This window comes from Mobiluncus mulieris, from assembly GCF_014204735.1.
Classification (GTDB): Bacteria; Actinomycetota; Actinomycetes; order Actinomycetales; family Actinomycetaceae; genus Mobiluncus; species Mobiluncus mulieris.
The window spans coordinates 1,514,504-1,537,889 of record NZ_JACHMA010000001.1 but is presented as its reverse complement, the minus strand read 5'-3'; the positions used below and the strand labels follow the sequence as shown (position 1 = coordinate 1,537,889).

Annotated in this window: 21 protein-coding genes and 2 pseudogenes; 18 read left to right on the top strand and 5 right to left on the bottom strand. The window is 54.2% G+C overall.

Annotated elements, in window-relative coordinates; genetic code table 11:
• Positions 1-17 precede the first annotated feature (17 nt).
• The 3 genes from F4555_RS06990 to F4555_RS06980 are packed head-to-tail and all read left to right on the top strand — an operon-like array spanning position 18 to position 3,041.
• The gene (locus F4555_RS06990) at positions 18-809 is read left to right on the top strand and encodes a (Fe-S)-binding protein (RefSeq protein ID WP_004011858.1); all 792 of its coding nucleotides are present in this window, start codon (positions 18-20) and stop codon (positions 807-809) included.
• Positions 806-2,404, top strand: a complete 1,599-nt coding sequence (locus tag F4555_RS06985; protein ID WP_004017363.1) for a lactate utilization protein B — start codon at positions 806-808, stop codon at positions 2,402-2,404. Before F4555_RS06990 ends, F4555_RS06985 begins: the two co-directional genes overlap by 4 nt.
• A complete protein-coding gene (locus F4555_RS06980; protein ID WP_036368924.1) occupies positions 2,385-3,041 on the top strand; it encodes a LutC/YkgG family protein in 657 nt (218 codons plus the stop codon). Before F4555_RS06985 ends, F4555_RS06980 begins: the two co-directional genes overlap by 20 nt.
• A 131-nt stretch (positions 3,042-3,172) precedes the next feature.
• On the opposite strand, the gene F4555_RS06975 is transcribed toward F4555_RS06980, so the two are convergent.
• From F4555_RS06975 to F4555_RS06965, 3 genes are read right to left on the bottom strand one after another with little or no spacing between them, the layout of a single operon-like run.
• Positions 3,173-3,853: an ABC transporter ATP-binding protein gene (locus F4555_RS06975; protein WP_004014372.1), complete on the bottom strand. Its 681-nt coding sequence runs from the start codon at positions 3,851-3,853 to the stop codon at positions 3,173-3,175.
• A 1-nt stretch (position 3,854) separates the two neighbouring features.
• Positions 3,855-5,075 (bottom strand): ABC transporter permease, encoded by a 1,221-nt coding sequence (locus F4555_RS06970; RefSeq protein ID WP_004011864.1) that lies wholly within the window; start codon positions 5,073-5,075, stop codon positions 3,855-3,857.
• The gene (locus F4555_RS06965) at positions 5,075-5,857 is read right to left on the bottom strand and encodes a DUF4418 family protein (RefSeq protein WP_115325901.1); all 783 of its coding nucleotides are present in this window, start codon (positions 5,855-5,857) and stop codon (positions 5,075-5,077) included. The genes F4555_RS06970 and F4555_RS06965 overlap by 1 nt, the downstream gene beginning before the upstream one ends.
• Before the next feature lie 413 nt (positions 5,858-6,270).
• Between F4555_RS06965 and F4555_RS06960 the strand changes: the two genes are divergently transcribed.
• The 12 genes and pseudogenes from F4555_RS06960 to F4555_RS11245 all read left to right on the top strand — a co-directional run bounded on the left by F4555_RS06960 (position 6,271) and on the right by F4555_RS11245 (position 16,725).
• On the top strand, positions 6,271-7,848 hold the full coding sequence (locus tag F4555_RS06960) for an FTR1 family iron permease (RefSeq protein ID WP_169764834.1): 1,578 nt from the start codon (positions 6,271-6,273) through the stop codon (positions 7,846-7,848).
• Positions 7,849-7,865: 17 nt separating this feature from the next.
• A complete protein-coding gene (locus F4555_RS06955) occupies positions 7,866-8,546 on the top strand; it encodes an iron transporter (RefSeq protein ID WP_004018501.1) in 681 nt (226 codons plus the stop codon).
• A gap of 50 nt (positions 8,547-8,596) precedes the next feature.
• A complete protein-coding gene (locus F4555_RS06950) occupies positions 8,597-9,862 on the top strand; it encodes a Fe-S-containing protein (protein WP_004011868.1) in 1,266 nt (421 codons plus the stop codon).
• A 4-nt stretch (positions 9,863-9,866) separates the two neighbouring features.
• Positions 9,867-11,147, top strand: a complete 1,281-nt coding sequence (locus F4555_RS06945) for an ABC transporter permease (protein WP_115325902.1) — start codon at positions 9,867-9,869, stop codon at positions 11,145-11,147.
• 12 nt (positions 11,148-11,159) lie between these two features.
• Positions 11,160-12,293, top strand: coding sequence for an ABC transporter permease (locus F4555_RS06940; RefSeq protein ID WP_004014368.1), 1,134 nt, complete (start codon positions 11,160-11,162; stop codon positions 12,291-12,293).
• Positions 12,294-12,296: 3 nt separating this feature from the next.
• Positions 12,297-13,154 (top strand): ABC transporter ATP-binding protein, encoded by an 858-nt coding sequence (locus tag F4555_RS06935; protein ID WP_004011871.1) that lies wholly within the window; start codon positions 12,297-12,299, stop codon positions 13,152-13,154.
• Positions 13,151-13,606: a hypothetical protein gene (locus F4555_RS06930; protein WP_004014367.1), complete on the top strand. Its 456-nt coding sequence runs from the start codon at positions 13,151-13,153 to the stop codon at positions 13,604-13,606. The genes F4555_RS06935 and F4555_RS06930 overlap by 4 nt, the downstream gene beginning before the upstream one ends.
• Positions 13,607-13,677: 71 nt before the next feature.
• Positions 13,678-14,781 (top strand): FAD:protein FMN transferase, encoded by a 1,104-nt coding sequence (locus F4555_RS06925; protein ID WP_115325903.1) that lies wholly within the window; start codon positions 13,678-13,680, stop codon positions 14,779-14,781.
• A gap of 352 nt (positions 14,782-15,133) precedes the next feature.
• Complete coding sequence (locus F4555_RS06920) at positions 15,134-15,595, top strand: Dps family protein (protein ID WP_039885876.1); 462 nt, start codon at positions 15,134-15,136, stop codon at positions 15,593-15,595.
• Between the two features lie 341 nt (positions 15,596-15,936).
• Positions 15,937-16,200, top strand: a pseudogene (locus F4555_RS11255) (MATE family efflux transporter); the annotation flags it as partial.
• Positions 16,201-16,502: 302 nt separating this feature from the next.
• Positions 16,503-16,625, top strand: a complete 123-nt coding sequence (locus tag F4555_RS11250) for a hypothetical protein (RefSeq protein WP_255312879.1) — start codon at positions 16,503-16,505, stop codon at positions 16,623-16,625.
• Positions 16,597-16,725: a hypothetical protein gene (locus F4555_RS11245; protein ID WP_255312880.1), complete on the top strand. Its 129-nt coding sequence runs from the start codon at positions 16,597-16,599 to the stop codon at positions 16,723-16,725. The genes F4555_RS11250 and F4555_RS11245 overlap by 29 nt, the downstream gene beginning before the upstream one ends.
• A gap of 907 nt (positions 16,726-17,632) precedes the next feature.
• On the opposite strand, the gene F4555_RS06910 is transcribed toward F4555_RS11245, so the two are convergent.
• Positions 17,633-18,637 (bottom strand): LacI family DNA-binding transcriptional regulator, encoded by a 1,005-nt coding sequence (locus F4555_RS06910; RefSeq protein WP_004018519.1) that lies wholly within the window; start codon positions 18,635-18,637, stop codon positions 17,633-17,635.
• Between the two features lie 193 nt (positions 18,638-18,830).
• A pseudogene (locus F4555_RS06905) lies at positions 18,831-20,049 on the bottom strand (IS3 family transposase).
• A gap of 309 nt (positions 20,050-20,358) precedes the next feature.
• Here F4555_RS06905 and F4555_RS06900 point away from each other — a divergent pair.
• From F4555_RS06900 to F4555_RS06890, 3 genes are read left to right on the top strand one after another with little or no spacing between them, the layout of a single operon-like run.
• On the top strand, positions 20,359-21,480 hold the full coding sequence (locus F4555_RS06900; RefSeq protein ID WP_004018453.1) for a TRAP transporter substrate-binding protein: 1,122 nt from the start codon (positions 20,359-20,361) through the stop codon (positions 21,478-21,480).
• Entirely contained in the window at positions 21,481-22,068 is a 588-nt protein-coding gene (locus F4555_RS06895) for a TRAP transporter small permease (protein ID WP_004014348.1), read from the top strand.
• Between the two features lie 2 nt (positions 22,069-22,070).
• Positions 22,071-23,384, top strand: a complete 1,314-nt coding sequence (locus tag F4555_RS06890) for a TRAP transporter large permease (RefSeq protein ID WP_004014347.1) — start codon at positions 22,071-22,073, stop codon at positions 23,382-23,384.
• Positions 23,385-23,386 lie beyond the last annotated feature (2 nt).

The window sequence follows — 23,386 nt, the reverse complement described above, 5'->3', positions numbered from 1 at the left end:
AAGAGAGAGGACAAATAATGACTAACATCGTGGGGGAGACGGCACCAAAGACGGTGGCGATTTTCGCGACCTGTGTGTCCGATATCATGTTCCCCAAAACCGTGAATAACACCGCGAAACTGTTGAAACGACTGGGCTGTCGCGTGGTGTTACCCAAGAAACAGACTTGTTGTGGGCAAATGTTTACCAACACGGGGTATTTCCCAGAAGCACTGCCTTCAGTTAAGGCTTTCCTGGCGGCCTTCGAGGACTACGACTATATTGTCGGTCCTTCCGGTTCGTGTATCGGGGCGGTACGGGAACAGCACGAGATGCTGGCCGTGGATGCGGGCGATATGCGCCTGGCCGAGCGTGCCCGCCAGATTCGTTCCCGGGTCTTTGATATCTCAGAGTTCATCGTGAACGTGTTGGGCACCACGGATGTGGGGGCATATTTTCCGCACAAAGTCACCTATCACGCCTCGTGTCACTCGCTGCGGGTCGCAAAGGTGGGTTCGGCTCCGATTGACCTGTTGCGCGCGGTAGAGGGTATCGACTATGTCGAGGTCGAGGATATGCGCCAGTGTTGCGGTTTCGGGGGAACCTTCAGTTTGAAGAATTCGGATATTTCCATTGCGATGGCGCGGGACAAGGCCAATCATATTCTTGACACCGGCGCGGATTACGTCACCAGTTTGGATAATACCTGTTTGATGAATTTTGGGGGTCTCATGAGGCGCGAGAAAATGCCGGTCACTCCGATTCACCTGGTGGATTTGTTGGTACATCGGTCGCGTGGTTCCCGCCGGGATTTAAGGAGGGCTTCATGAGTAGCGTGCTCATTGCTGATTCATCTAGAGCGGCGGGCTTGTCGGGGAAAGCGGGGGATGCGGGCATGGCACCTCATGAACCCGGCACCACGTTGGTGCGCTTGACCCCAGCACCGCCGGAAGGAGCGCTGATTGACTCTCCGGCCTTCCCGAAGGCCGCTATCCGCGAACTCAAAAACGAAACGCAACGTAAGAACCTGCACCACGCCACGCACACGATTCGTAACAAGCGGATTCGCGTCACCGGCGAGTTGGACAACTGGGAGGAAATCCGGCGGGCGGGCGAGGAAATTAAGAACCGAGTGGCGCGTCACCTGCCGTATTACCTGGAACAGTTCGAACGCAACGCCACGGCGGCGGGAGCGACGCTACATTGGGCGCGCGACGCCGAGGAAGCCAACCGAATTGTGATTGACCTGGTGAAACAGACGGGCGAATCCGAGGTCACCAAGGTGAAATCCATGGTCACCCAGGAAACCGACCTCAACGAAGCCTTGGAACGGGAACGCATTGCCGCATGGGAAACCGACTTGGCGGAGCTGATTGTGCAATTGGGGCACGACCGTCCCAGCCACGTGCTGGTGCCCGCGATTCACCGTAACCGCAGCGAAGTGCGCGAGATTTTCTTGCGCGAAATGGGGCAATACGGCACGCCGTGCCCCCCGGATGTGACGGATAATCCTGTCGAGTTGGCTGGTGCGGCCAGAATCCATTTGCGTGAAAAGTTCATGCGTACCAAAGTGGGGATTTCCGGGGCGAATTTTGCGATTGCGGAAACCGGTTCCCTGATGGTGGTGGAATCCGAAGGTAATGGGCGGATGAACTTGACCCTGCCCGAAACCTTGATTTCCCTGGTGGGGATAGAGAAAATCTTGCCGACTTTCCAGGACTTAGAGGTGTTCTTGCAGCTTTTGCCGCGTTCTTCGACGGGGGAGCGGATGGCGCCTTATGGTACGGTGTGGACGGGGAAGCGCGAGGGGGACGGCCCGAAGGATGTCCACATTGTCCTGTTGGATAATGGGCGCACCAAGGTGTTGCGTGACAAGTTGGGGCGTGCGGCCTTGCGGTGTATCCGCTGTTCGGCGTGTTTGAACATCTGCCCGGTTTACGAAAAGGTGGGCGGGCACGCCTATGGTTCGGTGTATCCCGGTCCGATTGGCGCGATTTTGAACCCCCAGTTGCGTGGGGTGTGTTCGACGGTGGATCGTTCCTTGCCTTTCGCGTCGACCCTGTGCGGGGCGTGTGTAGAGGTCTGTCCGGTGCGGATTCCTTTCACCGATATTTTGGTGGATTTGCGTCGCAAAGTGGTGGATGTGAAGCGCAGCGAACCGGGGCACGCTACGCATATCGAGCCGCTTTTGATGAAGGGCGGCGGCTGGGTGATGGGTCGCGGTTGGCGCTTGGCTTTGGCGGGGCACCTGGCCGAGATAGCCGGGGCGCTGTTGCGTCCCTTTACCCGAAAGATTGGGAAATGGCCGATTCCGGGGATGTATCGGTGGTTGCGGGCGCGGGATGTGCCGTTGCCGCCGACACAGAGTGCCCGGACTATGTGGAAGCGCGAGCAGCAAGGAAACAATGATGAGTATCTCGGCTAAAGAGGAAATTTTTTCGCGGCTTCATGAGGCGCTAGTCGACGTGACGGACGAGAATCCGGAAGAATCGCCTATTACTTGGCAGTATGGCCAGCCCAGCGAGATTCCCGGCGATATTGTGGATTATTTCTTGCAGCTGGTTGCGGATTACAAGGCGGAGGTAGAGCGGGTCGCGGTTGCGGATTTGCCGGCTACTATTGTCCGGCATTTGCGCGATATCGGGGCGAAGTCGGTGATATTGCCGGCCGGTTTGGATTCTTCGTGGCGGGCGGCGATTGAGGCGGGCGACTTTGACGTGCGTGACGACGATAACCTGACGGCGCGGGAGTTAAACGAGATTGACGCGGTGGTGACGGCGGCCGCAGTGGGGGTGGCGAATACCGGGACTTTCGCGATGGATCACCGTCCTGACCAAGGGCGGCGGGCTTTGACCTTGGTGCCGGATGCGCATATCTGTGTGGTGCGTGCCGACCAGGTCGTGTCTAACACCCCCGAGGCGATTGCTCGGCTTCAGGCCTCGATTAAAGACCGCCAGCCGATTACCTTCGTGGCTGGTCCTTCGGCCACTTCAGATATCGAGTTGAGCCGGGTGGAGGGGGTGCATGGCCCGCGCATTCTCCACGTGATTGTGGCGGATTAGCTGCGGTCTGTGTCTAGAAATTCCGAGCCCCTCACTGTTACAGTGTGGGGTTCGGTTGTGTGGTTTTCGATTGTGGTGATGGTTCTAGTCTTTGGTCTGGCGTGCGCGGTTCGCGCGGGCGACGGCTGCGGTTACTGCCTGGACAGTACCCCGGCGTTGATTTCGTAGACGGTGCGGGCAGTCTCGAGGGCTTGCGGGTCGTGGGTCGCGAAGACGACGGCGGTGCCCGCCTCGGGCAGACCGGCCAGCAGGCGCATCACCAGTTCGGTGCTTTGAGCGTCCAGGTCGCCGGTGGGTTCGTCCGCAATAAACACTTGCGGGTGGTTCACCAGCGCACGGGCAATCGCGACGCGGCGCATCTCGCCGCCGGAAAGCTCGTTGGGATAGGCCTCGGTCAGATGCTTAATCTCGAGCGCCTCGAATAGTTCCAGGGCGCGGGTAAATGCCGTTTCGCTGCTGGCCTTGGAATACAAGGTGGCCGGCAAAATCGCGTTATCCAGCGCGTTGAGGCTGGCTAGCAGGCTTTGACTCTGGGTACAGATTCCCATGGTGCGGTTGCGCAGCTCCGAGAGTTGCCGGTCGCCCAGTTCCGCCAGGTTTTGCCCCGCCACCCGCACTTCGCCGCTGGTGGGTTTCAGCAGTCCGGTCAGCAGGTTCAACAGGGTGGTTTTCCCGTTGCCAGATCTTCCCACTATCGCTACGAGGTCATGAGGTGCTATCTCTAAATTGACATTCTCCACGGCGTTGAATGGTTTTTCGCGTCGGATAAACTCGCGGGTGAGTTGTTTCGCTTCGATTACCAGTTCGCTCATGTTACTCACCTTGCCTTAGCGTCAAATACGTTTCGGTGCGCAGCATCTTGGTTACCGACAAAGTGCCCGCGAGTAGGCTGACGACTAATGCACCCACCAAACACACCACGCCGATTATCAACGACTGCAGCGGCGAGGCTTGCAGATAGGGCATGCCCAGCTGGTTTCGAATTGCCCTGGTAAAGGGATAGAGCACCGCCAGGGCGACGACAATACCGCCGATGCCCCCGGCTGTTCCCACCATCAGAGCCTCTTTGGCGACCAGGTGTCGCAGCATTGCCTTGGTGGCACCGATTACCCGCAGCGAAGCGAATTCTTTCTTGCGCTCATTGGCGGAAGACGAGAATACTGCCACCAGGATTACCAGGCCAATCACCCATAGCACGGCCATAGATACCGAGACATAGAGGGTCACTCCGGACAGGGACATTTTCAGGCGCGAGGTTGAGTCTGCCGGATAGATTACACCCACGTCTTTGAGTTGCGGGATACGGTTGATGAATTCCATCACCCGCTGGGGGCGGTAGTGGGTGTCTACGTTAATCAGCACGGTGGAAATAATGTCGTCAATGTTCCCGCTGGGTTTGACGGGGTGGTTGACTTCTTGGGCGTAGCGAATCATCATATGGGCAGTTTCCTGGTTGACGAACACCGAGTTGTCCAGGTTCGTGCCGGTTTCCGCCAGTTGCGCCACCACGGGGAATTCGTTGTTGAACAGCTTGATTTTCCCGTTTGCCTCGGGGAACACGCTGCTGCCGGTGATTACGTCTCCGGTTTTGAGCTTCCCGTCGTATTGGGTGGCTATCCAGGGTTCGATAACGAAGTCGGTCTTGGGGTCGAAGCCGATTATCTGTACCTTGTAGGCACAGCACGGGGCGCTCAGCGAGGAAATGAAGGTCTGGGAGGTGACCTGTTTGACGCCTTTAGCGTGGCGAATTTTATCTTCGATAGAGCGGTCAAAATAGAAGGTTTGCGGCCCGGCACCCAGGATAGCGCCTTCTGCGGCTTCGTTGGCTCCTTTAGGGACGACCATTAAATCGGCGCCCATGCGCAGTTTCAGGTTTTCCAACCCTTGATGCAGACTGATGGACAGGAAACTGGTGGAAAAGAAGGCTACCGTGAGCACGCCCACGATGGTAATCAGTACTCCGGTCCAAAATGATTTTCGACGCAGGTTCGCTTCGGCCAAGCGGCCGAAGCGAACCTGTCCAACTTTACTCATTAGGCTAGTTTATCTTCTGTAGCAGCGGATACGGCTACCGGGCGGCGGAAATCGAGGTAGGCGAATACTGCGCCCAAAATCAGGGTCAGCACGGAAAGCAGTGACAGCGTCGGTTTGGTCAAGGCGTTGCAGTGCATTTCGGGGTTGCCACACATCCCAATCAGGAAGTGTACAACCGCTAGCTCCAGGGCAGAGTTCAGGACTACTGCCAGGTTCAAGCCGATGCGCATCCGGGGGTCGCCAAAGAAAATCAGTACTCCCAGCAGGGCAATCACGATGCCGATGCCCAGCGAGGCTTGTGCGGTCCAATGGCACTTCATCCATTTGTGCCCACCGTGAGCCTTTACGGTGGTGGGGGCGGCAATTTGCAGCGCCTGGGTTTCGCCCTTGTCCGTGTCTTTCATGTCCATTTTGTCGTGATCCATGTCCTTCTTGTCGGAGTCCATGTTCATCTTGTCGTGGTCCATGTCCTTCTTGTCGGAGTCCATGTTCATCTTGTCGTGGTCCATGTCCATTTTGTCATGGTCCTTCTTGTCGGAGTCCATGTTCATCTTGTCGTGGTCCATGTCCATTTTGTCATGGTCCTTCTTGTCGGAGTCCATGTCCATCTTGTTGTGATCCATGTCCTTCATGGAGTCGTCTTTACCCATTTTCATGGTCGAAGAGTCGCCGTGCATCGGCATATCCATCGGTCCGCAGACGGGAGTGAAAGACATCGGGGCAATCGCAATGAGGATGCCTAAAATGATGATGGGCAGGCTGAACGCCAATTTAGTTTTCATAACTCAGTCCTTGTGGTTTTACCTAGGAACCCGGGTTGGGTTCGGACTTCGGTAACCTACCACTAATGGAAGACTTAGGCAAGGCTTATGTGATTTTTTTTATGCTAACCCTTATTGGTAATTCTTCTCATGGGCGCCTTACCAGGGGTTTTCCTCCTAGCGATAGTGATACCCCCCTGTCTGGGGCGGAGAACTGTTGATAAAGGGCAGGCTCGCATGGCGACACTAAACGGTAATGGCTATCAATAGGTGAAATTATTTGACCCCAAGTAAGGAGTGCATATACTTAACGTCCGGAGGGTGGTTGACAAATTAGGTATCGCTAATCTAAGGTGAGAATGATGTTAAGATATACAGTAGCGGGCACCGCAAGCGCGCGAGGGTGTAGACGGATAGCTGCTTTACTAAGCGCTTTGATAATCATTACTTTTTATTTACTTGCAGCTCCCTTGGCTATCGCCGGGAACAAGCAGGCTGATTGGGAAAAGGCCTCGAAAGACACCTGTGCCGAAATCAAAAAAATTCCGGAACAGGTCGCGGCGGGGGACGAGAAAGCCGTGGTGGCGACAACCCGCGTGGCCTATGACCAGATTTACCGGATGTCGGGTCTAAAGGATCAAATCGTACACCGTGTCGGTGCCGAACAGGCCGAGGAATTCGGAAAATCCCTGATTGGGCTGCGAAAGGAAATTCGAGCCAAAACTCTGACCGCAGACTCGGCTAAAACTCGGATAAATGAAATTTGTGCCAATCTTGATGCCCGCGTCAAAGCGTTGTCGAAGTCTAAAGCACTAAACGACCAGTGGACCCGCGTTGGAAACGGAATTAAGGAAACCGCTGAAGCTGCGGTAGCAAAATACAAGGCCGGCGATAAAGACAAGGCTTTTCATCTGGCCACCGATGCCTATCTGGGGCACTACGAATCTATGGGGCTGGAAAAGGCCACGATTGCGCTGGTATCCCTGGCGCGGGTCACCGATGTAGAGGCTGCTTTCCGACAGTTGCGTGTGGATATCAAGGAAGACAAGGGTGTTGAGACGGTTCAGGCTTCGGCCGACAAACTGATTAGCATGGTTATGGAAGATGCCGAAAAGCTCGACAAGATGACCAGTAAAGACAGCGCTGGTTCAGGTTGGGGTGGCTTCGTATCGTCCTTCATTGTGTTGCTACGCGAAGGTGCCGAGGCGCTACTCGTGATTGCGGCGGTAATCACCTACCTGATGAAGGCCAAACGGCGCGATCAGCTGCCCGGAGTCATCGTGGGTATTGTCCTGGCTCTGTTGGTATCAGCTGGCCTAGCGGTACTCTTCAGCATCCTCACCGCCAGCACCGCCACCGGGCTCAGCCAGGAACTAATTGAAGGCATCACCGGTATTGCAGCGGTACTCATGCTGATTTATGTGTCTAACTGGATTTTGTCGAAGTCCCACGGCGAAGCCTGGTCGCAGTTCATCAAATCCAGTGTAGAAGCCAAATCCGGGAAGGGCGCTTTTTCCCTGTGGACAGTAGCCTTTCTGGCTGTGTTGCGCGAAGGATCCGAGACAATTCTGTTCTTCCAACCGATTTTCGCCGCCACTAAAACCGGTGGAGACAAAGCCCTGGTTTGGTTCGGGGTGCTGGCAGCGGCGGTGGCCTTGGCGATTCTGTTTGCTCTGGTCTGGATTTTCGGGGTGCGCCTGCCATTGAAGCCTTTCTTCCAGTGGACGTCGTTCCTGCTGGCTTTCATGGCTATCACCATCACGGGCGGGGCTATCAAGGAACTGCAGGATGCCTTCCCGAATCTTGACAATATCTTGAACACCCCACTTAACGGGGTTCCGACGATTTCCTTCCTAGGGCTGCACCCCAGTGTGCAAACCATTGTAGGGCAGGTAATCGTGGCCGTAATTTTGGTGGCACTGGCAGTGATTCAGCACAAACTAGCGGCCAAACCACAAAATCTCCCCGACTCACAAGAATCGGTGGAAAAAACGGGCGAAAACGTCCACTAGTGAAAGGCAATTTGTCTATGAACAAGCGACTATTGGCTGTACTGGCGGCTATGAGCGTGGCTTTTACGCTCAGCGCCTGTGGTCAGTCTACGGATACTAAGGCCAGCGGTGGCAAGGATGACTGCAAACCTTGCAACTGTGAAGACCAGCAAAAGAAGGAAGGCGACGAGGGCGATAAAGAAGAAGAAAAGAAGCCACTGCCTCCAGGGTTCATTGGTATCGAGGAAAAACCGGTGGGCGACTCTGGCGAACAGAAAGCCGGCATGCTACAGGTGAACGCCGTGTTCTTCCAGGCTATTGACTTGGAGCAGGGTTCCATGGCGATGCCTCCGGCTTCTGAATCCGATATGCACTTCGAGGTTGACGTAAAGACCAACGACGAGGCCAAGAAGATCGGCTACGATGGCGACCTCTTCATGCCCTACCTTAAGATTAATGCCAAGATTATTAACAAGGATACCGGCGCTGTTGGCTACGAAGGTACCCTGATGCCGATGATTGCTAACGACGGCCCGCACTACGGTAACAACATCAAGTTGCCCGACGGTAAATACAAGGTTGAACTGACCATTCCGTCCCCGGCAAACGACTGGATGCTGCACACCGGTAAGGACTCTTCTGCTGTGGAAGGTCGCTTCTGGAAGGATCCCTTGAAGGTCACCTTCGACAACTGGGAGTGGAGCCACGACCTGGTTTAAGACCGTCCACTCCAAACAAGAATTAATAGGGAACAGAAAGGAATAATACAGTGCTGAAGCTCTTTGTATCTTCTGTACTGGATCTCCTGCCCCTGATGCTGACCGTAGTGTTAGCACTCGTGAACAGACCCCATGCGCCGATGGAACGTCGGCGCATGGGGCTTATCACCTGGTTTTTCGGTCTGCTCGGCTTAGGAGTGGCGGGAGTTATCGCGTATTTGCGTCTGAACACGCCCTGGATTAGCCTGCCCGCCATCAAGGTCTGGGCTGGACTGTTGATTTTACTGATGGTGGTGGTTTTTACCGCGAGTCTGTGGATTCTGGGGTCGCGTCAGCTACACCTCATTGACCAGACTTGGCGGCATCGTTTGCTCGCGGTAACCTCGATGCTGTTCCTAGCTATTGGGGGTTTCTATTTTGCGCTGCCGTATTTCCTGAGCATTGATTCAATCGTTTTGATGGGGACTTCTGCCTTTGAAACCCAGTCTATTTTGCGACTGGTGGGTTTCGCTGGTGGCACCTTGCTTGCCTTGGCTTGCGCCTGGGTGATTGCCCGTTCTTACCGGCATATGAGCCGACGGGTGTGCAATATTTTGACCACCCTGGTGTTGCTGGTTGTGATTGTGCCCAAGTCCTTTTCTATCTACAACATTCTTTCCAACGCGCGAATGTTGCCCAGGCTAAGTTTTGTTTTCAACATGGTGCTGTTCTTCCAACAGCACCTGGTTTTGACTTTGCTGGCGATGGCGCTAGTGGCGGCTTTGCCCGGGGTCATTGCCCTGAAGGTTCCGTCTATCAAGGGTAAAAAACTCAATCCCGCTCAGGTGCGCCTCCACCGGGCTGATGTGTTGTCCCGCCGCGAATTTTTCGGTGCCTCTATCGCTTTCGGGGCGGCACTGGTTTGGGTTTGCACCGACGGGAAGACCCGAGCCGAGGCGAAACCTGAACTCTCACCTATTGAACCTTCGGTAGTGGAAGGCGACAAGATTAAGGTCGACCGCAAGTTGGTGTCCGACGGGCACTTGCACCGCTTCGCCTACAAGACCGACACCGGCACCGAGATTCGTTTCATCGTCATCAAAAAGAACCAGGTTTCCTTCGGCACCGGACTGGACGCTTGCGAAATTTGTGGTAATGCCGGGTATTACGAACGCAACGGCAAGGTTATCTGTTCGCGTTGCGACGTGATGATGAACACCCAGACCATCGGGTTCAAGGGCGGCTGCAATCCCATCCCCATCAGTTACAAACAGACCGAGGACTCGCTGGTGTTCAGTGTAAAGGAACTGTCCCAGTTCGAGGACGTTTTTAGGTGAGGCTATGTTCTTTTTTCTGCGTATCGTTTTTCGGGCTCTGGGGCGTCAATTCAAAGCGCGCCTCATGATTGCGCTCACCGTGGCGCTGGGGGCAAGCCTGACCACCTCAATGCTGGCGGTGATGCTGGACGTGGGGGATAAGGTAAACGAGGAACTCACGTCTTACGGCGCTAACATCGAGATTTTGCCCCAGTCCGTGGCGGCGGTGTCCTCCCTGTACAACATCGACAACACCACGACTCACGGGGCACTGCAGGAAACAGATCTTCCGAAAATCAAGGAAATCTTTTGGTCTTTGGCGATTACGGATTTTTCGCCTTATCTGTATGTCCCGGCCGCTACTCGTGACGGTGCGCCCGTCGACGTGGTGGGCACGTGGTGGAAAAAGACTTTCATTTCGGCCACCGGCGAAAAAGTGACCACCGGCACCGCTAACTTGCGTGACTGGTGGCAGCTTGACGGGAAGCTTCCCAGCGATGGTGACGATAACTTGGTGGTGGCAGGTTCACGAGTCGCTTCCCTGATGGGCTGGAAGGTCGGGGATAAGGTCAACTTCGGTACGGAATCCCAGGCTAGGGATTTCCAGGTGGCCGCAATTTTCACCTCCGGGGATGACGAAGAAAACAAGGTTTTCACTACGCTTAAGACCGCCCAGGATCTCTCTAACCGTGCGGGTCAGGTTGATAAAATCGAGGTACGCGCCATCACGACCCCGGAAAATGAGCTGGCTAAGCGTGCCGCCCAAGACCCGTCTTCCTTGTCAGCTCAGGATTGGGAAACCTGGTATTGCACATCGTATGTGTCTTCGATTGCCTATCAGTTAGAGGAAGTCATGCACAATGCCTCGGCCAAGCCAGTGCGACAAATCGCGGAAAGTGAAGGCGTTATCCTGGAGAAAATCCAGTTGATTATGCTGATGGTGGCGGTTTTAGCCACTTTGGCTTCCTCGCTGGGGATTGCGAACCTAGTGACGGCTTCGGTGATGGAGCGCGCCAAGGAAATCGGGGTTATGAAGGCCATCGGCGCACGAAACTTTGCGATTGCTGGCCAGATTGTCACCGAGACTCTGATTGTGGGGTTGGTGGGCGGCTTGGTTGGCTTCGCGGGTGGTTTCGGGTTGGCACAGCTGGTGGGCTACCTGGTGTTCCAGTCGTCTATCAATATGCGCCCGATGGTGATTCCGCTTATGGCCTTGATTATCTTAGCGACGGTGCTGGTGGGGTCGCTGCCGGCTATCCGCTCGTTGGTGAAGTTGAACCCGACGGAAGTGCTGCACGGCAGGTAAAGACGGTGAAAAATGACTAGACGAAGAATGTATCTGCGCATTGTGGCTAAGGCGTTTATCCATCGCCTGTCCCGCACTTTTATTGCCTTGCTTTCGATTGCCACCGGTTCGGCTACTCTGTGTGCCTTGTTGCTGTTGGCCTATACCGTGCCGGGTCAGTTGGCGAACCAGTTGCGGTCTTACGGGGCGAATGTGGTGATGACTCCGACTGGCAGTAACCTGATTCGCGCGGATTTGATGCCTAAGATTGACCGGGCACTGCACCAGACCCAAACGAAGCTTTTGGGGCGGGCGGGTTACCGCTATGCCAGTGTGCTTTACGGCCAGCAGTCGGTGCAAGTACTGGGCACAAACATGGCGGATTCCCAAAAGGTGCGGTCTTACTGGAAAATAGAGGGCAAGCTCCCTGCGGAAGATGAAATCCTGGTGGGGTCTAATGCGGCCGAGAAATACCGTTTGGCGCTCAAGAGCCGCATGACCTTGACATCACCGAAGGACGAAAACTTTAGCAAAAACTTCGGGGTTTCCGGGATTTTACGCACTGGGGGTGCCGAGGACGACCTGATTGTGATGGACCAGGATGTTTTAGCGAAGTTCTTGCAAGAACCGCCGTCAGCCAATGTGGTGGAGTTCTCGATTCCGGGTTCTTCAGAGGACTTAAAGAAAGCGACGACGGCCTTGTCTCAGGTTGACCCCGATAACGCCAGCGCCCAAGAGGTTCGGCGCATCTCGAAGTCGGAGGACAATCTGACTTCGATTCTGCGTTCCCTGATTTGGCTGGTATCTTCGATTATTTCGGTGTTGACTTTGATTGGGGTGTCCACGACCCTGGTGACGATGGTCAATGAACGAGCCAAAGAGATTGGGCTCAAAAAGGCCTTGGGGGCGATGCCCAAGCAAATCCTGGTCGAGTTTATTGGCGAGTCAATCCTGACCGGTCTGGTCGGGGGGATTATCGGTTCGGCGGCCGGGATTTGGATTGCGAAGTTCGTCACCCACCAGGCTTTCGCGATGGATATTGATGCTTCGAAGGCCGGGTGGCCTTTGACTATTATTTTCGCGGTGTTGATTACCGTGGTGGGGATGATGATTCCGGCACGAAGAATTGTAAAGATTCAACCGGCTTATGTTCTGGGAGGAGAATAATTTATGGGTGGCTACATTGTTGACGGTGTCTCTAAAATCTATGGTGACCTGCACGCTTTGGATAACGTGTCGCTGCAGGTAGAGACCGGGGAATGGCTGTCGGTGGTGGGTTCTTCGGGGTCGGGCAAGTCCACTTTGATGAATATCTTGGGCTGCTTGGATTCCCCAACTAAGGGTACGGTGTCCCTGGATGGGATGCGCCTGGATAAACTCGACGAGCTTGCCCTGGCTACGATGCGCCGCCAAAAGATTGGCCTGATTTTCCAGCAGTTCCACCTGGTCAAGCATCTCACGGCCGTAGAGAACGTGATGTTGGCGCAGTATTACCACTCGATTCCAGATGAAAAGGAAGCTTTGGCGGCACTCGACCGAATTGGGATGCGTGAGCGCGCGACCCACTTGCCCCACCAGCTTTCGGGCGGGGAACAGCAGCGCGTCTGCGTGGCGCGCGCGCTGATTAACCACCCGGAGGTTATCTTGGCCGACGAGCCCACGGGTAACCTGGACGAAGCCAATGAACAGATTGTGATTGATTTCTTTCACCAGTTGCATGACGAGGGCACGACCCTGATTGTGGTGACCCACGACCAGACGGTCGCCAGCCAGGGGACGCGCCAGATTTTGCTTGATCACGGGCGGGTTACCAAGGAAATCAAAGGTCATCCGGCGCCGAAGCAGGGCGGCAAGGCTCGCTTGGGGGATTTTGGTGCGGTTGGTGCGGATTCTTCGGGGGATGGTTCTTCGGGGATTCATGAGGTGCCAGCCGGCGATGCGCCGGACCAGTCCGGCGCCTCGCCAGATTTACGCGCGGATTCCGGGCAAGCCCCTCATGAAACAGAGTCGACCAAGGAGGAAAAGTGAGTCACGAGAAACCGAAACCCACGCGTAAAGCGGCGGCCTTGGGGGCACTGACTTTGGCGGTGTCCAGCACTGTGCTGACCGGGTGTTCGCAAAGCCTGGATGCGAGTGTATGTAAGGACGGCACCTACGAAGGGCAGTCGCAGCCCGCCCCTGATGGGCAGCACGCCCTCATCAAATTCACGGTTAAAGGCCAGAAAGTGACCACCGCGAAGTTCACGGTAATTGACGAACACGGACGACCCCACGACGGGGAGTACGGCAAAACCACCACGGGGCACACCGATGGCAAATTTTATCAGCGTGCCCAACGTGCGGTCGGGGCGGAGCCGCAGTACGCCCAGAAGTTTGTGGAGACTTCGGATGCGGACAAGGTTGAGGTGATTGCCGGGGCTTCGATTTCCCACGGTTTGTTCCAGTCAGCGGTCGAGGACGCGCTGGGCAAGTGTGGTTAGACGGGTTTTGCTTTTATGAGGTTTTGGCAAGTTGAGCTTTCGTCGGCTTTCGCCCGTTGCGGGGGCTGGCTGTGAGCGAGGCTCCGGCTTTGCCTGTGGACACCTATAGTTTCGCGGCTATGGGAACCGTGGGCACACTGCAGTTTCCGGGTGCAGATGCGCGCGGTGAACAGATAGCCAAAATCGTGCGCGGACTGGAGGCCAAGTGGTCGCGGTTTTTGCCTGATTCAGAGATTTCGGTTTTGAACCGACATCCGGGCGCGTTTATGGCAGTCAGTCCGGAAACCTGGGATTTGCTGGTCGGTGCGCGATACTGGCAGCGCGCCACTGGGGGCTTGTTCGACGTGGCCTATGTGGGGGCTGGCGGGGGTGAAACGATTCGACCTAATCCCGAGCTGAATTTGGGCGAATCTGCGGGTGGTGCTGTCGAAGAAAGTTCTGGATTTTATTTTCGACGGGGGAATATTGACGCGGCTGTGAGCCGGGGGCATGGCCTGATACTGCATTCGGGGATGGCCTGCGTGGGGGCGGGTCGGCAGTTGGATTTGGGCGGCATCGGCAAAGGTGTGGCCGCTGACCTGGCCTTACAGTCCTGTCTGGATTTCTGTAAGGCGACCCGGGGGGAGAATGAGTCCGGTGGAACCAGCGCGGCTGCGGGGGCGGGCGTGGTAGCTGGCGAGGCGAGTAAGGCGGGTGCCTCGGGTGGTGATTCTCGATTTGATTCTGAGTCTCGAATTATGGTGAATCTGGGTTCGTCTTCGTTGGCGTTTCGCGCCGACGAAAACGAACCGTGGCGGATTGGGATTCGTTCTCCTTGGGTGGGTACGCCTAGTCCGGTGGGCTACCTGGAACTTTGCAATGGGTCGGTGTCCTTGTCCGGGACGGCGCAAGAACTTGAGCCGGGATTGGATTGGGTTACGCATCTGGTAAATCCGCTGACTGGCCAGCCCGCCCAATCCAACGTAGCTCTGGCTGTGGTGGTGGCAAAGGACGGAATCACGGCGGAGGCTGTGTCCACGGCGGTGCTGTTGCTGGGGGCGCAGGCCGGGTTGGATTTGTGTGTGGCTCACCACGTCGCAGCGGCCGTGTTTACTTGTGACCGCCAGGTTCTGGGTACCCCCGACATGGTCAAATTCCTGCGGCTGGGTAAACCGGGTTTGTCTGCAAGCCGGTAGCCTGGGGTTTTGAAAATCCTCCGGCGTTCTCTGGCTGACCCGGTTTCGGCAGGCCTAGACCCGCTTTTTGTCAGGACAATTAAAAAGCAAATCGAATCTTTTTAGCGGGTCAATCCGGTCGAGCGAGCATCGCCGTCCTCTAACCCACTTTTCCCTAACCGACTGGTAAAACTCCAGGTGATAGGCGTTAGGAAAGGTGAACCTACCTGCGGTTTTGCGCTGGCCTGGGGAGTCGTGGAATTCAGGAAACGCTCACCTAAGGCTAAACGAAGTCCCAGGTCACACCTATTGCTATACCAACAAAGGTGGTCTATGATAACAAATGTCAACAAAATCTAGAAGTAAATGGAGGATGAAAAATATGAGCAACAAAGTTGTCGAAGATGCGCTGCAGCAGGGTTTGGTGGATTTGAGCGCTTTGGCATTGCAGGGCAAGCAGATTCACTGGAACCTAGAGGGGGAGGGTTTCCAGGTGCTGCACGAGTTCCTGGATACCATTATTACTTTGGCTCGCACTTCTTACGATGACCTGGCAGAGCGCCTGGTGGCTATTGGGGGTCAGCCGGATGGTCGCGCTAAGACTATTGCGGATACTACCGTGTTGAAGCCTCTGGACAAGGGCTACATCCAGGTAAAGAAGGGGTACGAGATCTACGAGGCGGCTTTAATGGCGGTCAGTAACAAGATGAAGGAATTCATCCCGGCTGTGGATGATGTTGACCCGCTTTCTTCCGATTTGCTGATTGGGACGGCTCGCGAGCTGGAAAAGCAGGCTTGGTTCCTGCGCGCTCACCTAGGTCGTCTGGGCAAATAACGTGATACTGTAGTTGTCATCTCCTTAGTTGATGGGGGCTGGTTTTGCCAGCCTCCATCTTTTTCTGTGGCATCCCCGGAGTTTCCTAGATGCGCCTGGGGTGCCTCGGGTTGCTAAGAGTTGGGGGTAACTGGGTAACCGACAAGAATATGAACTGGTCTGGGTTTTCTTCTGTTTGATTCGATAGGAGGACAGGTGTTATGACTAGGATTTTGATTAGGGGTATAAAGACCGGGTGGTTCATCTTTAAACCCTGCCGATAGAATGAGGCTGTGAACACTAAACGGCGAGGGAATCAGCCAGGCAAGGATGAAAGCGGGGCTAAAGGCAGCGTCGAAGACGTGGATAAAACGGCTAACGGGAAATCCCTGAACCGCCGTATTTTGGGGCTCGCGGTGCCCTCGCTGGGGTCGCTGTTGGCCGAGCCCCTCATGGTGCTGGCCGATTCCGCGATGATAGGTCACCTGGGCACCACTGAACTGGCTGGGTTGACCTTGGCGTCCTCCGTGAATGTGCTGGTCGCAGGGCTGTGTCTGTTCTTGGTATACGGCACGACCGCCGTGGCTTCCCGGCAACTTGGCGCGGGCGACCGGGCAGCGGCCGTGACCATCTGGCTGATAACGAAAAATCGCAGTTTAAAAGCAGCTGAAACCGTGATAATAATAGCAAAATGAGCGATGGTTCTACTGTAGCCGATAACGGTGATGTTAATTTTACTTTGAAAGCAGGCGGAAAAACTGGTGAATACCTATGGGAATACACCATTATCCAGTAACCGGAGCTAACCCGAGTCAAGAATAAAAACAGTCTTGACCAGGGGGAAAGAATGAGGTTATTCGGAAGATTATCGAGGCTAACTCGCACCTGCAGCTCACTCCAAATAAAATCATCGGTGATGGGCGGTGGCGTGGCAATTGTCATTACTCCAAACGGTAAAACCGTGACCTTCACACAGCCTGAGACTGTGTGGCAGCTAAAAGACTCGACGCTGACCAAGGTGCGTGACCGCAAAGGCGTTGATTCCGGGTGAAATCGATAAGGTTAAGGGCACCGCTAACGATGCGAATAAGAATAACGCCAATGGCGACAGCAACGACAAAATCAAAGAGCGTGATCAAGGTTTGGGGTGATGGGCGCACCACCGTCGTGGAAGTGAATCGAGAAGATTAGGGCTGCTAATTCGGATTGTGAATTCGCCAAGGATTCCGATGGTCATGACCTTATCGAGGTCTCTAATGACGGTACCGTCACGGTTACTCTGTCTGACAGCAAGAAAGGTCGCCTTTGGTCCGAAGCAAACCATGAACGTTGATTCGCAGTAGCCGGGCGCTCCCCAGCAGCCGCAACCGAATCCGCAGCCGACCCCGCAACAGCCAAGACTATCTGATTGCAAGTGCCCCAAACCTGAAAGTCCCGCTCCCTCGGATTTTACCAATACCGCCGTGTGCTGCGGTTTTGTTGACCTGAAATTCACAGCTGTTAACGTACTGGGTGAAAGGCGCCAGTGCTATGAGCATCCACCAACAGTGAAGAACCGAATAAGTCCACTGAAAAACCAGTATTCAATCCCTACTACCTGGTAGGTTGGGAAGAAGACGGGCTGATAGCAAAGATTAAAAAGATTAAGAAGGCTAACCAAAATGCTGCCGAAGTCACTTATAGACAAAGGGGTGGCTACGTTAAAATACGAGCACGGTTCCACAAAGACCCTCAACGTGGAAGACCTTATTGTGTACAAATGGCGCTATAAAGCTGGTAACCGCAATCTGCCGCAGTTACCACTCATTTACAATGCGGGTTATATCACTACATATCTCGTCGAGTTGGGCAAGGTACATTATAATCTGCATCACTTTCAGGGTGAAAGCAGTACATATAGTGTGAAACTCGGAAGTGGCCAAGCTGGTAATTGTGTTGCTACTGGGCGCTGCTGATTTTACACTCCCGTGCCGTGGCTCGCCGCCATGCCCGCAAGCATTGATTTTCCACCGACGGATTCATTCCGACTTGGTTTCCTGTGCCCGGCTCCGACTCAGCTTACTGCGCCGGAGCCGGGCCGGTGGAGCCTCGGGGAACAAACTCGATAGACTCGCGGAACAAGCGGCGCTCCCGCAGAGAATGGTGTTCTACTTGCCAAATCAAAGCCTCCGCTCCGCGTTTGCCAATCTCTAGTGAAGCCGAAGTCAGCGAAGACAACTCCGGCGTGACCAGAGTGGCCAAGCTAGAGTTGTCAATGCCGATAACCGAAACCGTTTCTGGCACTTTGATCCCATGCGCCTTCGCTTCACGCAAAAACCCCGCCGCAATGAAATCATTGAAGGCCAAAATCGCGCTGGGACGCCCGTTTTCACACCAAAAATCGAAAGCCGCAATGCCGGAAGAATCATCTGGAGTCATGTGTGGTGTCCGGGAAACCGTCAAACCAAATTTCGGGGCACTCTCAGAGCAAACCCGCCATCGCATGGCGTTGGCCCATGACATTTCCGGCCCTGACACGTAGAGCACCCTGCGATGTCCCAGGTCGCGCAGATATCGACAGACTTGGGCGATTCCCCGATCGGTGGCGGGAATCACGCAGGTGTGCCCCTGTAAATATCGGTTTAGCAACACTAAAGGACGCTGCTTTTCAATCCTGTTAATAGAACCAGTGTCCAGGCGAGAAGCTGCCAAAGCCACCCCATCTACCCGGGAGATTACGCGCTGGATAGTGACCCGTTCCAATGATTCGGATTCGGCGGTGTTAATTATTAACGTGGCGTAGCCCGAAGTAAAGGCTGTCTGTTGGAAGCCGGTAATTACATCGGAGTACATGGGATTGGCAATATCCGCTACTACGAACACCAAGGTTCTAGACAAGTTCATGGTATCGAAATAGGCGGCACCATTGCGCTCATATCCCAGGCTTTTTGCAATCTCAAAAATGCGTGAGGCAGTGTCAGAACTGACCCTATCAGGTCGACTTAACGCCCGCGAAACTGTCGAGGCAGCGACTCCCGCTTTGGCGGCAATATCATAGATTGAGACTTTCTTCTGGTTTACCAACTACCAGCTCCTTTATACGTGTTAGGCGACAGCGTGTGTTTCTGCTGGGCGGCTGGTTTCCGCTGAATTCTTTACGGCAGAAAAACAGGTCGCTCAGCTTCTTAGCGCTCAGAGAGTACGCAATCGTATTAACCCTACCGGCAAATGGTACCGGAATTTACTAGTTGAAGCGTGCTGGGTTTTGTTCCGTTTCTTATGCGGGGGTCAGTTTTCTGACCCGGTGTTGATTATGGTTTGTGGTGAGTTCCTCGGGGGTGGTGTAGTCGAGGGATTCATGGAGACGGGTGTTGTTCCACCAGTGAACCCAGTTCATGGTGGCTCATTCAACCTCGGTGCATGAGCCAGGCCTGGGAATAGATAAGTTCGGTCTTGTACAAGCCGTTGCCTGTCTCGGCCAGGGCGTTATCATAACTATCACCCACGGTTCCGGTAGAAGACTTGATTCCGTAATCAGCGAGTTTCTCACTGTACTTAATACTCGTGTATTGTGAACCATGATCGGAATGATGAACAAGACCAGCGATATCTTTGGTGTTCATGATTGCCCGCTCGAGGGCTTCTAGCGGAAGTTCCTCGGTTTGCATGGTCGACCTGGTAGCCCAACCCACGATTTTCCGGCTATAAAACATCAGTCACAAAGGCCGTATAGACGAACCCGGACAAGGTAGGCACATAGGTGATATCCGCAACCCACAGCCGGTTCGGCGCGTTGGAGCTCAACCGGCGTTGAACCAAGTCCGGGCGAGTATCAGGCGTGGACGATGGGCGGGTAGTGACCGGTTTACGAGAGCGACGAACCCCACTAATCCCAGCAATCCTCATTAACCCGTGCTACCTGGTCACGACCGATATTCCAGCCCTCCCGACGCATCGCGTGCCACAGTTTACGCACCGTACACCCGATAATTTTCCTCGAAAACCCGACGCATCTCACCAACCAAAACCTCGTCACGCAAGGCTCGGCTACTTGGCGGGCGCTTCTTGACCAGACGATAGCCACGAGAAGTAATAAACCCACCAGCCATGTGTTCGTTCAAGACCCGGCAAATACACTCGACCGAGAAACAATCATGATACTGGTCAATAAACGCAATTATCTCATCCCGGGCTGGTCGAGTTCTTTGGTAAAAAAAGCCGAAGCAAGCTTGAGAATCTCGTTAGCTCGCCGCAGTTCAGCGTTCTCACGCTTGAGACGTTTAATCTCCTCATGTTCCTCGCGGGTAACCCCAGGATGCTGACCCGTGTCAATCAATGACTGCTCGTAGCAGCGACGCAACGACTCAAGACACACCCAGGCGTGGAGCAATCCCTCTGCTAGCCCGCCACCGTGTACACGACCTGTCATCAGACAGACAATCACCAACCATCCTCGCCGCACGATCCTTAAACTCCCGCGAATACCCCTTAGACATGTTCCAATCCTCCCAAAACAGACAAGAACAAAACCCAGGACACCTCAAGCAAGTTGCCAAAGGTTGCCAAAATTGCATAAAGTATACGCGGAAATTTCAAAGCATCCTAATGCAATCTTTGGCAACATCTATCATTGCGGTCACCTTGATGCGAGGATTAACGAATCCAGTTCCAGTGAAGCGGAGTTGTTTGCTGGAAACTCATGAAAAGGACTCTTGATAGTGACCCCAAAAGTCTTAACCGGACAGGAGATAAACCGTATGCCGGGTAAGCCTTCAAACGGGAAACTTGACGGAAGAAGGCGGACTATGAAAACAACTAAAGCGGGAGCCCTGGCAGTGGTGGCAATGCTGTTGCTAACTCTCAGTGGCTGCGCAAACCTCGGCGGCATAGATTTGACGCAAGTCGGCAAAGAAGGCACCACCACGTACTTGAAAATTGCTTTGAACCAAACCGAAAGCCACCCCTCCTATATCGCGCTGGATCATTTTGGACAGCGCCTTGCCGAAAAAACTAACGGCAGGTGGAAAGTTGACGTGTACCCGAACGAGCAACTGGGAAGCCAACAGGAAGTCGTTCAGTTCATCAAATCCGGCGCTATCGAAATGGCAATCGTTTCGGGCACACAGCTGGAAAACCTCTCGAAGGACTTTCAGGTACTGAACCTGCCCAAGGCATTTAAAGACGTTCGCCACCAGATGCAAGTGATTCGTGACCCCAGCATCGTCGGGGAACTGTTTACCTCGCTAGAAAAACGCGACAATATCACGGTAATCGGTGGCTTTACCCAGGGATCGCGGTCTATCTATACCCGTTTCGGGCCGGTGAATAAGCCTGCAGATTTGAAAGGCAAGAAAATCCGCGTGCAAGAATCCGATATGCATATTCGCATGATTGAGCTTATGGGAGGGTCGGCCACACCGCTTTCCTATGGCGAGGTCTATACCGCATTACAGTCCGGAGTGCTGGACGGAGCTGAAAATAACGAAGTTTCTTACCTGACCCAAAAGCATGTAGAAGTGGCTCCTTACTGGTCCTACACCAATCACCTGGTGGGGTTGGACTACATGATTATGCGCGCCGACTTGCTGAAAGCTATGAGTGATGCTGACCGTAAAATCTTCTTAGAAGAGTGGGATAAAGCAATGGTGGAGCACACCAAGCTCTGGTCACAAAAGACTTCAGAAGCCATAGAGGGGGCAAAAAAGGCCGGTGCCAAGATGACGAAAGTGGAAGGTGATGCTTTTGACAAAGCCTTGGCACCGCTGGTTGATGAGTTCTTGACCACTAAGAAACAGCGCGAACTGTGGGACAAAATTCAGGCCGCCCAAACCGGGGCTTCTTCCAGTGGTGCAACCAACTCCGAAGCTGATAACAGCGCAGAGAGTGAAGCCAAAAATGAAATCCAAGATTCCAGAAAGGGCAAATAAATGCTGAAAATAAAAGCAGGTATTTCTAAAGTCCTGGGCTGGCTCTGCGTGGTGTTCTTCGCAGTGCTGGTGTTGGTGACAGTATGGCAGGTCTTTACTCGACAAGTATTGCACACGCCCTCTACCTGGTCCGAGGAACTGTCAAAGGTGACCTTCGTGTGGTTGTCCTTCCTGGGATCAGCCTTCGTATTGGGGGAACGCGGCCATATCGCTATCGACTTCCTGGCACGCAAGATGCCACTCTGGGGACAAAAAATTTCGGCGATAATCGTGCAGCTAATTGTGATTTTCTTCGCGGTTATTGGTCTGATTATGGGCGGTATCAACGCGGCAGCTATCGCCTGGCCGCAAAACCTGACGGCGCTGCCGCTGTCAATTGGCTGGATTTATGCGGTAATCCCCCTTACCGGAGTGATTATGACTTTCTTTGCGGCGACGGACTTGTATTTGGTCGCTTCCGGGAAAGAAACTCCATATCCAGATGTTGAAGAAGCTACTGCTCTGGAAATCGCCGCAAATCTACAGGACGAAGCGGAGAAAAATCCGGAGCCTGATGCAGAAAACCACAACCTAGCAAAGGAGGCGTGACTATGTCACCTGCTGCTATTGCCGCATTAATTCTTATTGTTGGGGTGATTTTGCTGCTCAGCTCCTCCACCCCAGTCGCCGTTGCTATCGGGGTGCCATCCCTTTTAGCTGCTATGGCGGTTTTGGGACCAACCAATGCCACCCAGGCAGTTGCCCAACGCATGTTTACCGGCGTAAACTCGTTTTCACTTCTTGCTATACCCTTCTTTGTATTAGCCGGGGTGATTATGAATCGAGGGGGGATAGCTACCCGTTTGATTGATGCCGCCAAAATGCTGGTGGGCTGGGCTCCATCGTCTCTGGCGCAAACTAACGTAGTTGCCAATGCTATGTTCGGGGCTGTCTCCGGGGCGGCTGTGGCAGCTGCTAGTGCTGTCGGCACCGTAATGACCCCGCGCATGAAAAAGGAAGGCTATTCCCGAGAATATTCTGCGGCGGTCAACGTGGCTTCTGCTCCGGCCGGGATGCTGATTCCGCCGTCAAACACCTTTATTGTGTATTCGCTGGTGTCATCCACCTCTATCGCGGCTCTATTCATGGCCGGGGTTGGTCCGGGTCTACTGTGGACGGTTGCTTGTCTAATCGTGGCCATAATCTTGGGGCGGCATGAAAAATACCAGCGTATGGCCAAGCGTCCCACGGTGAAGGAATTTTTCTTGGTGATGTGGCGGGCAATTCCTTCTATTTTCATGATTTTCATTGTGATTGGCGGTATTCTTCTGGGCTGGTTCACGCCCACGGAGTCAGCAGCTATTGCGGTGGCGTACTGCCTGGTGTTGTCTTTTATCTACCGGGAAGTGCGTATTAGCGATTTGCCAGAGATTCTGTTGTCGGCTACCCGCACTACCTCTGTGGTAATGCTACTGGTGGGGGTGTCCTCGGCTCTGTCTTGGGTGATGAGCTTCGCTCACATTCCCCAGCTTATTTCCGATGCCTTGCTGCGGGTTACCGATTCTCCCACCGGGATTCTTATTATCATGATGCTGATTCTGCTTTTCGTGGGTACTTTCATGGATCCCACCCCGGCTATCTTGATTTTCGTGCCAATATTCTTGCCGATTGTCGAATCTTTGGGAATTAACCCGGTTCACTTTGGAGCCATGGTGGTAATGAACCTGTCAGTTGGGGTAATTACCCCGCCAGTTGGAAACGTGTTGTTCGTAGGATCCCAGGTAGCAGGGCTGCGTATCGAATCGGTAATCAGGAAATTATTGCCATTCTTGATGGCGATTGTCTTTACCCTGTTCTTAGTGGTGTTCATCGAGCCGATTTCTATGTGGTTGCCGACGGTAATGGGACTGGTTAGCGTCTCCTGAAC

Coding starts and splice junctions, on each gene's coding strand:
- F4555_RS06990 (WP_004011858.1), top strand. CDS start 18: ATGACTAACATCGTGGGGGAGACGGCACCAAAGACGGTGGCGATTTTC.
- F4555_RS06985 (WP_004017363.1), top strand. CDS start 806: ATGAGTAGCGTGCTCATTGCTGATTCATCTAGAGCGGCGGGCTTGTCG.
- F4555_RS06980 (WP_036368924.1), top strand. CDS start 2,385: ATGATGAGTATCTCGGCTAAAGAGGAAATTTTTTCGCGGCTTCATGAG.
- F4555_RS06975 (WP_004014372.1), bottom strand. CDS start 3,853: ATGAGCGAACTGGTAATCGAAGCGAAACAACTCACCCGCGAGTTTATC.
- F4555_RS06970 (WP_004011864.1), bottom strand. CDS start 5,075: ATGAGTAAAGTTGGACAGGTTCGCTTCGGCCGCTTGGCCGAAGCGAAC.
- F4555_RS06965 (WP_115325901.1), bottom strand. CDS start 5,857: ATGAAAACTAAATTGGCGTTCAGCCTGCCCATCATCATTTTAGGCATC.
- F4555_RS06955 (WP_004018501.1), top strand. CDS start 7,866: ATGAACAAGCGACTATTGGCTGTACTGGCGGCTATGAGCGTGGCTTTT.
- F4555_RS06945 (WP_115325902.1), top strand. CDS start 9,867: ATGTTCTTTTTTCTGCGTATCGTTTTTCGGGCTCTGGGGCGTCAATTC.
- F4555_RS06940 (WP_004014368.1), top strand. CDS start 11,160: ATGACTAGACGAAGAATGTATCTGCGCATTGTGGCTAAGGCGTTTATC.
- F4555_RS06935 (WP_004011871.1), top strand. CDS start 12,297: ATGGGTGGCTACATTGTTGACGGTGTCTCTAAAATCTATGGTGACCTG.
- F4555_RS06920 (WP_039885876.1), top strand. CDS start 15,134: ATGAAAAATATGAGCAACAAAGTTGTCGAAGATGCGCTGCAGCAGGGT.
- F4555_RS06900 (WP_004018453.1), top strand. CDS start 20,359: ATGAAAACAACTAAAGCGGGAGCCCTGGCAGTGGTGGCAATGCTGTTG.
- F4555_RS06895 (WP_004014348.1), top strand. CDS start 21,481: ATGCTGAAAATAAAAGCAGGTATTTCTAAAGTCCTGGGCTGGCTCTGC.
- F4555_RS06890 (WP_004014347.1), top strand. CDS start 22,071: ATGTCACCTGCTGCTATTGCCGCATTAATTCTTATTGTTGGGGTGATT.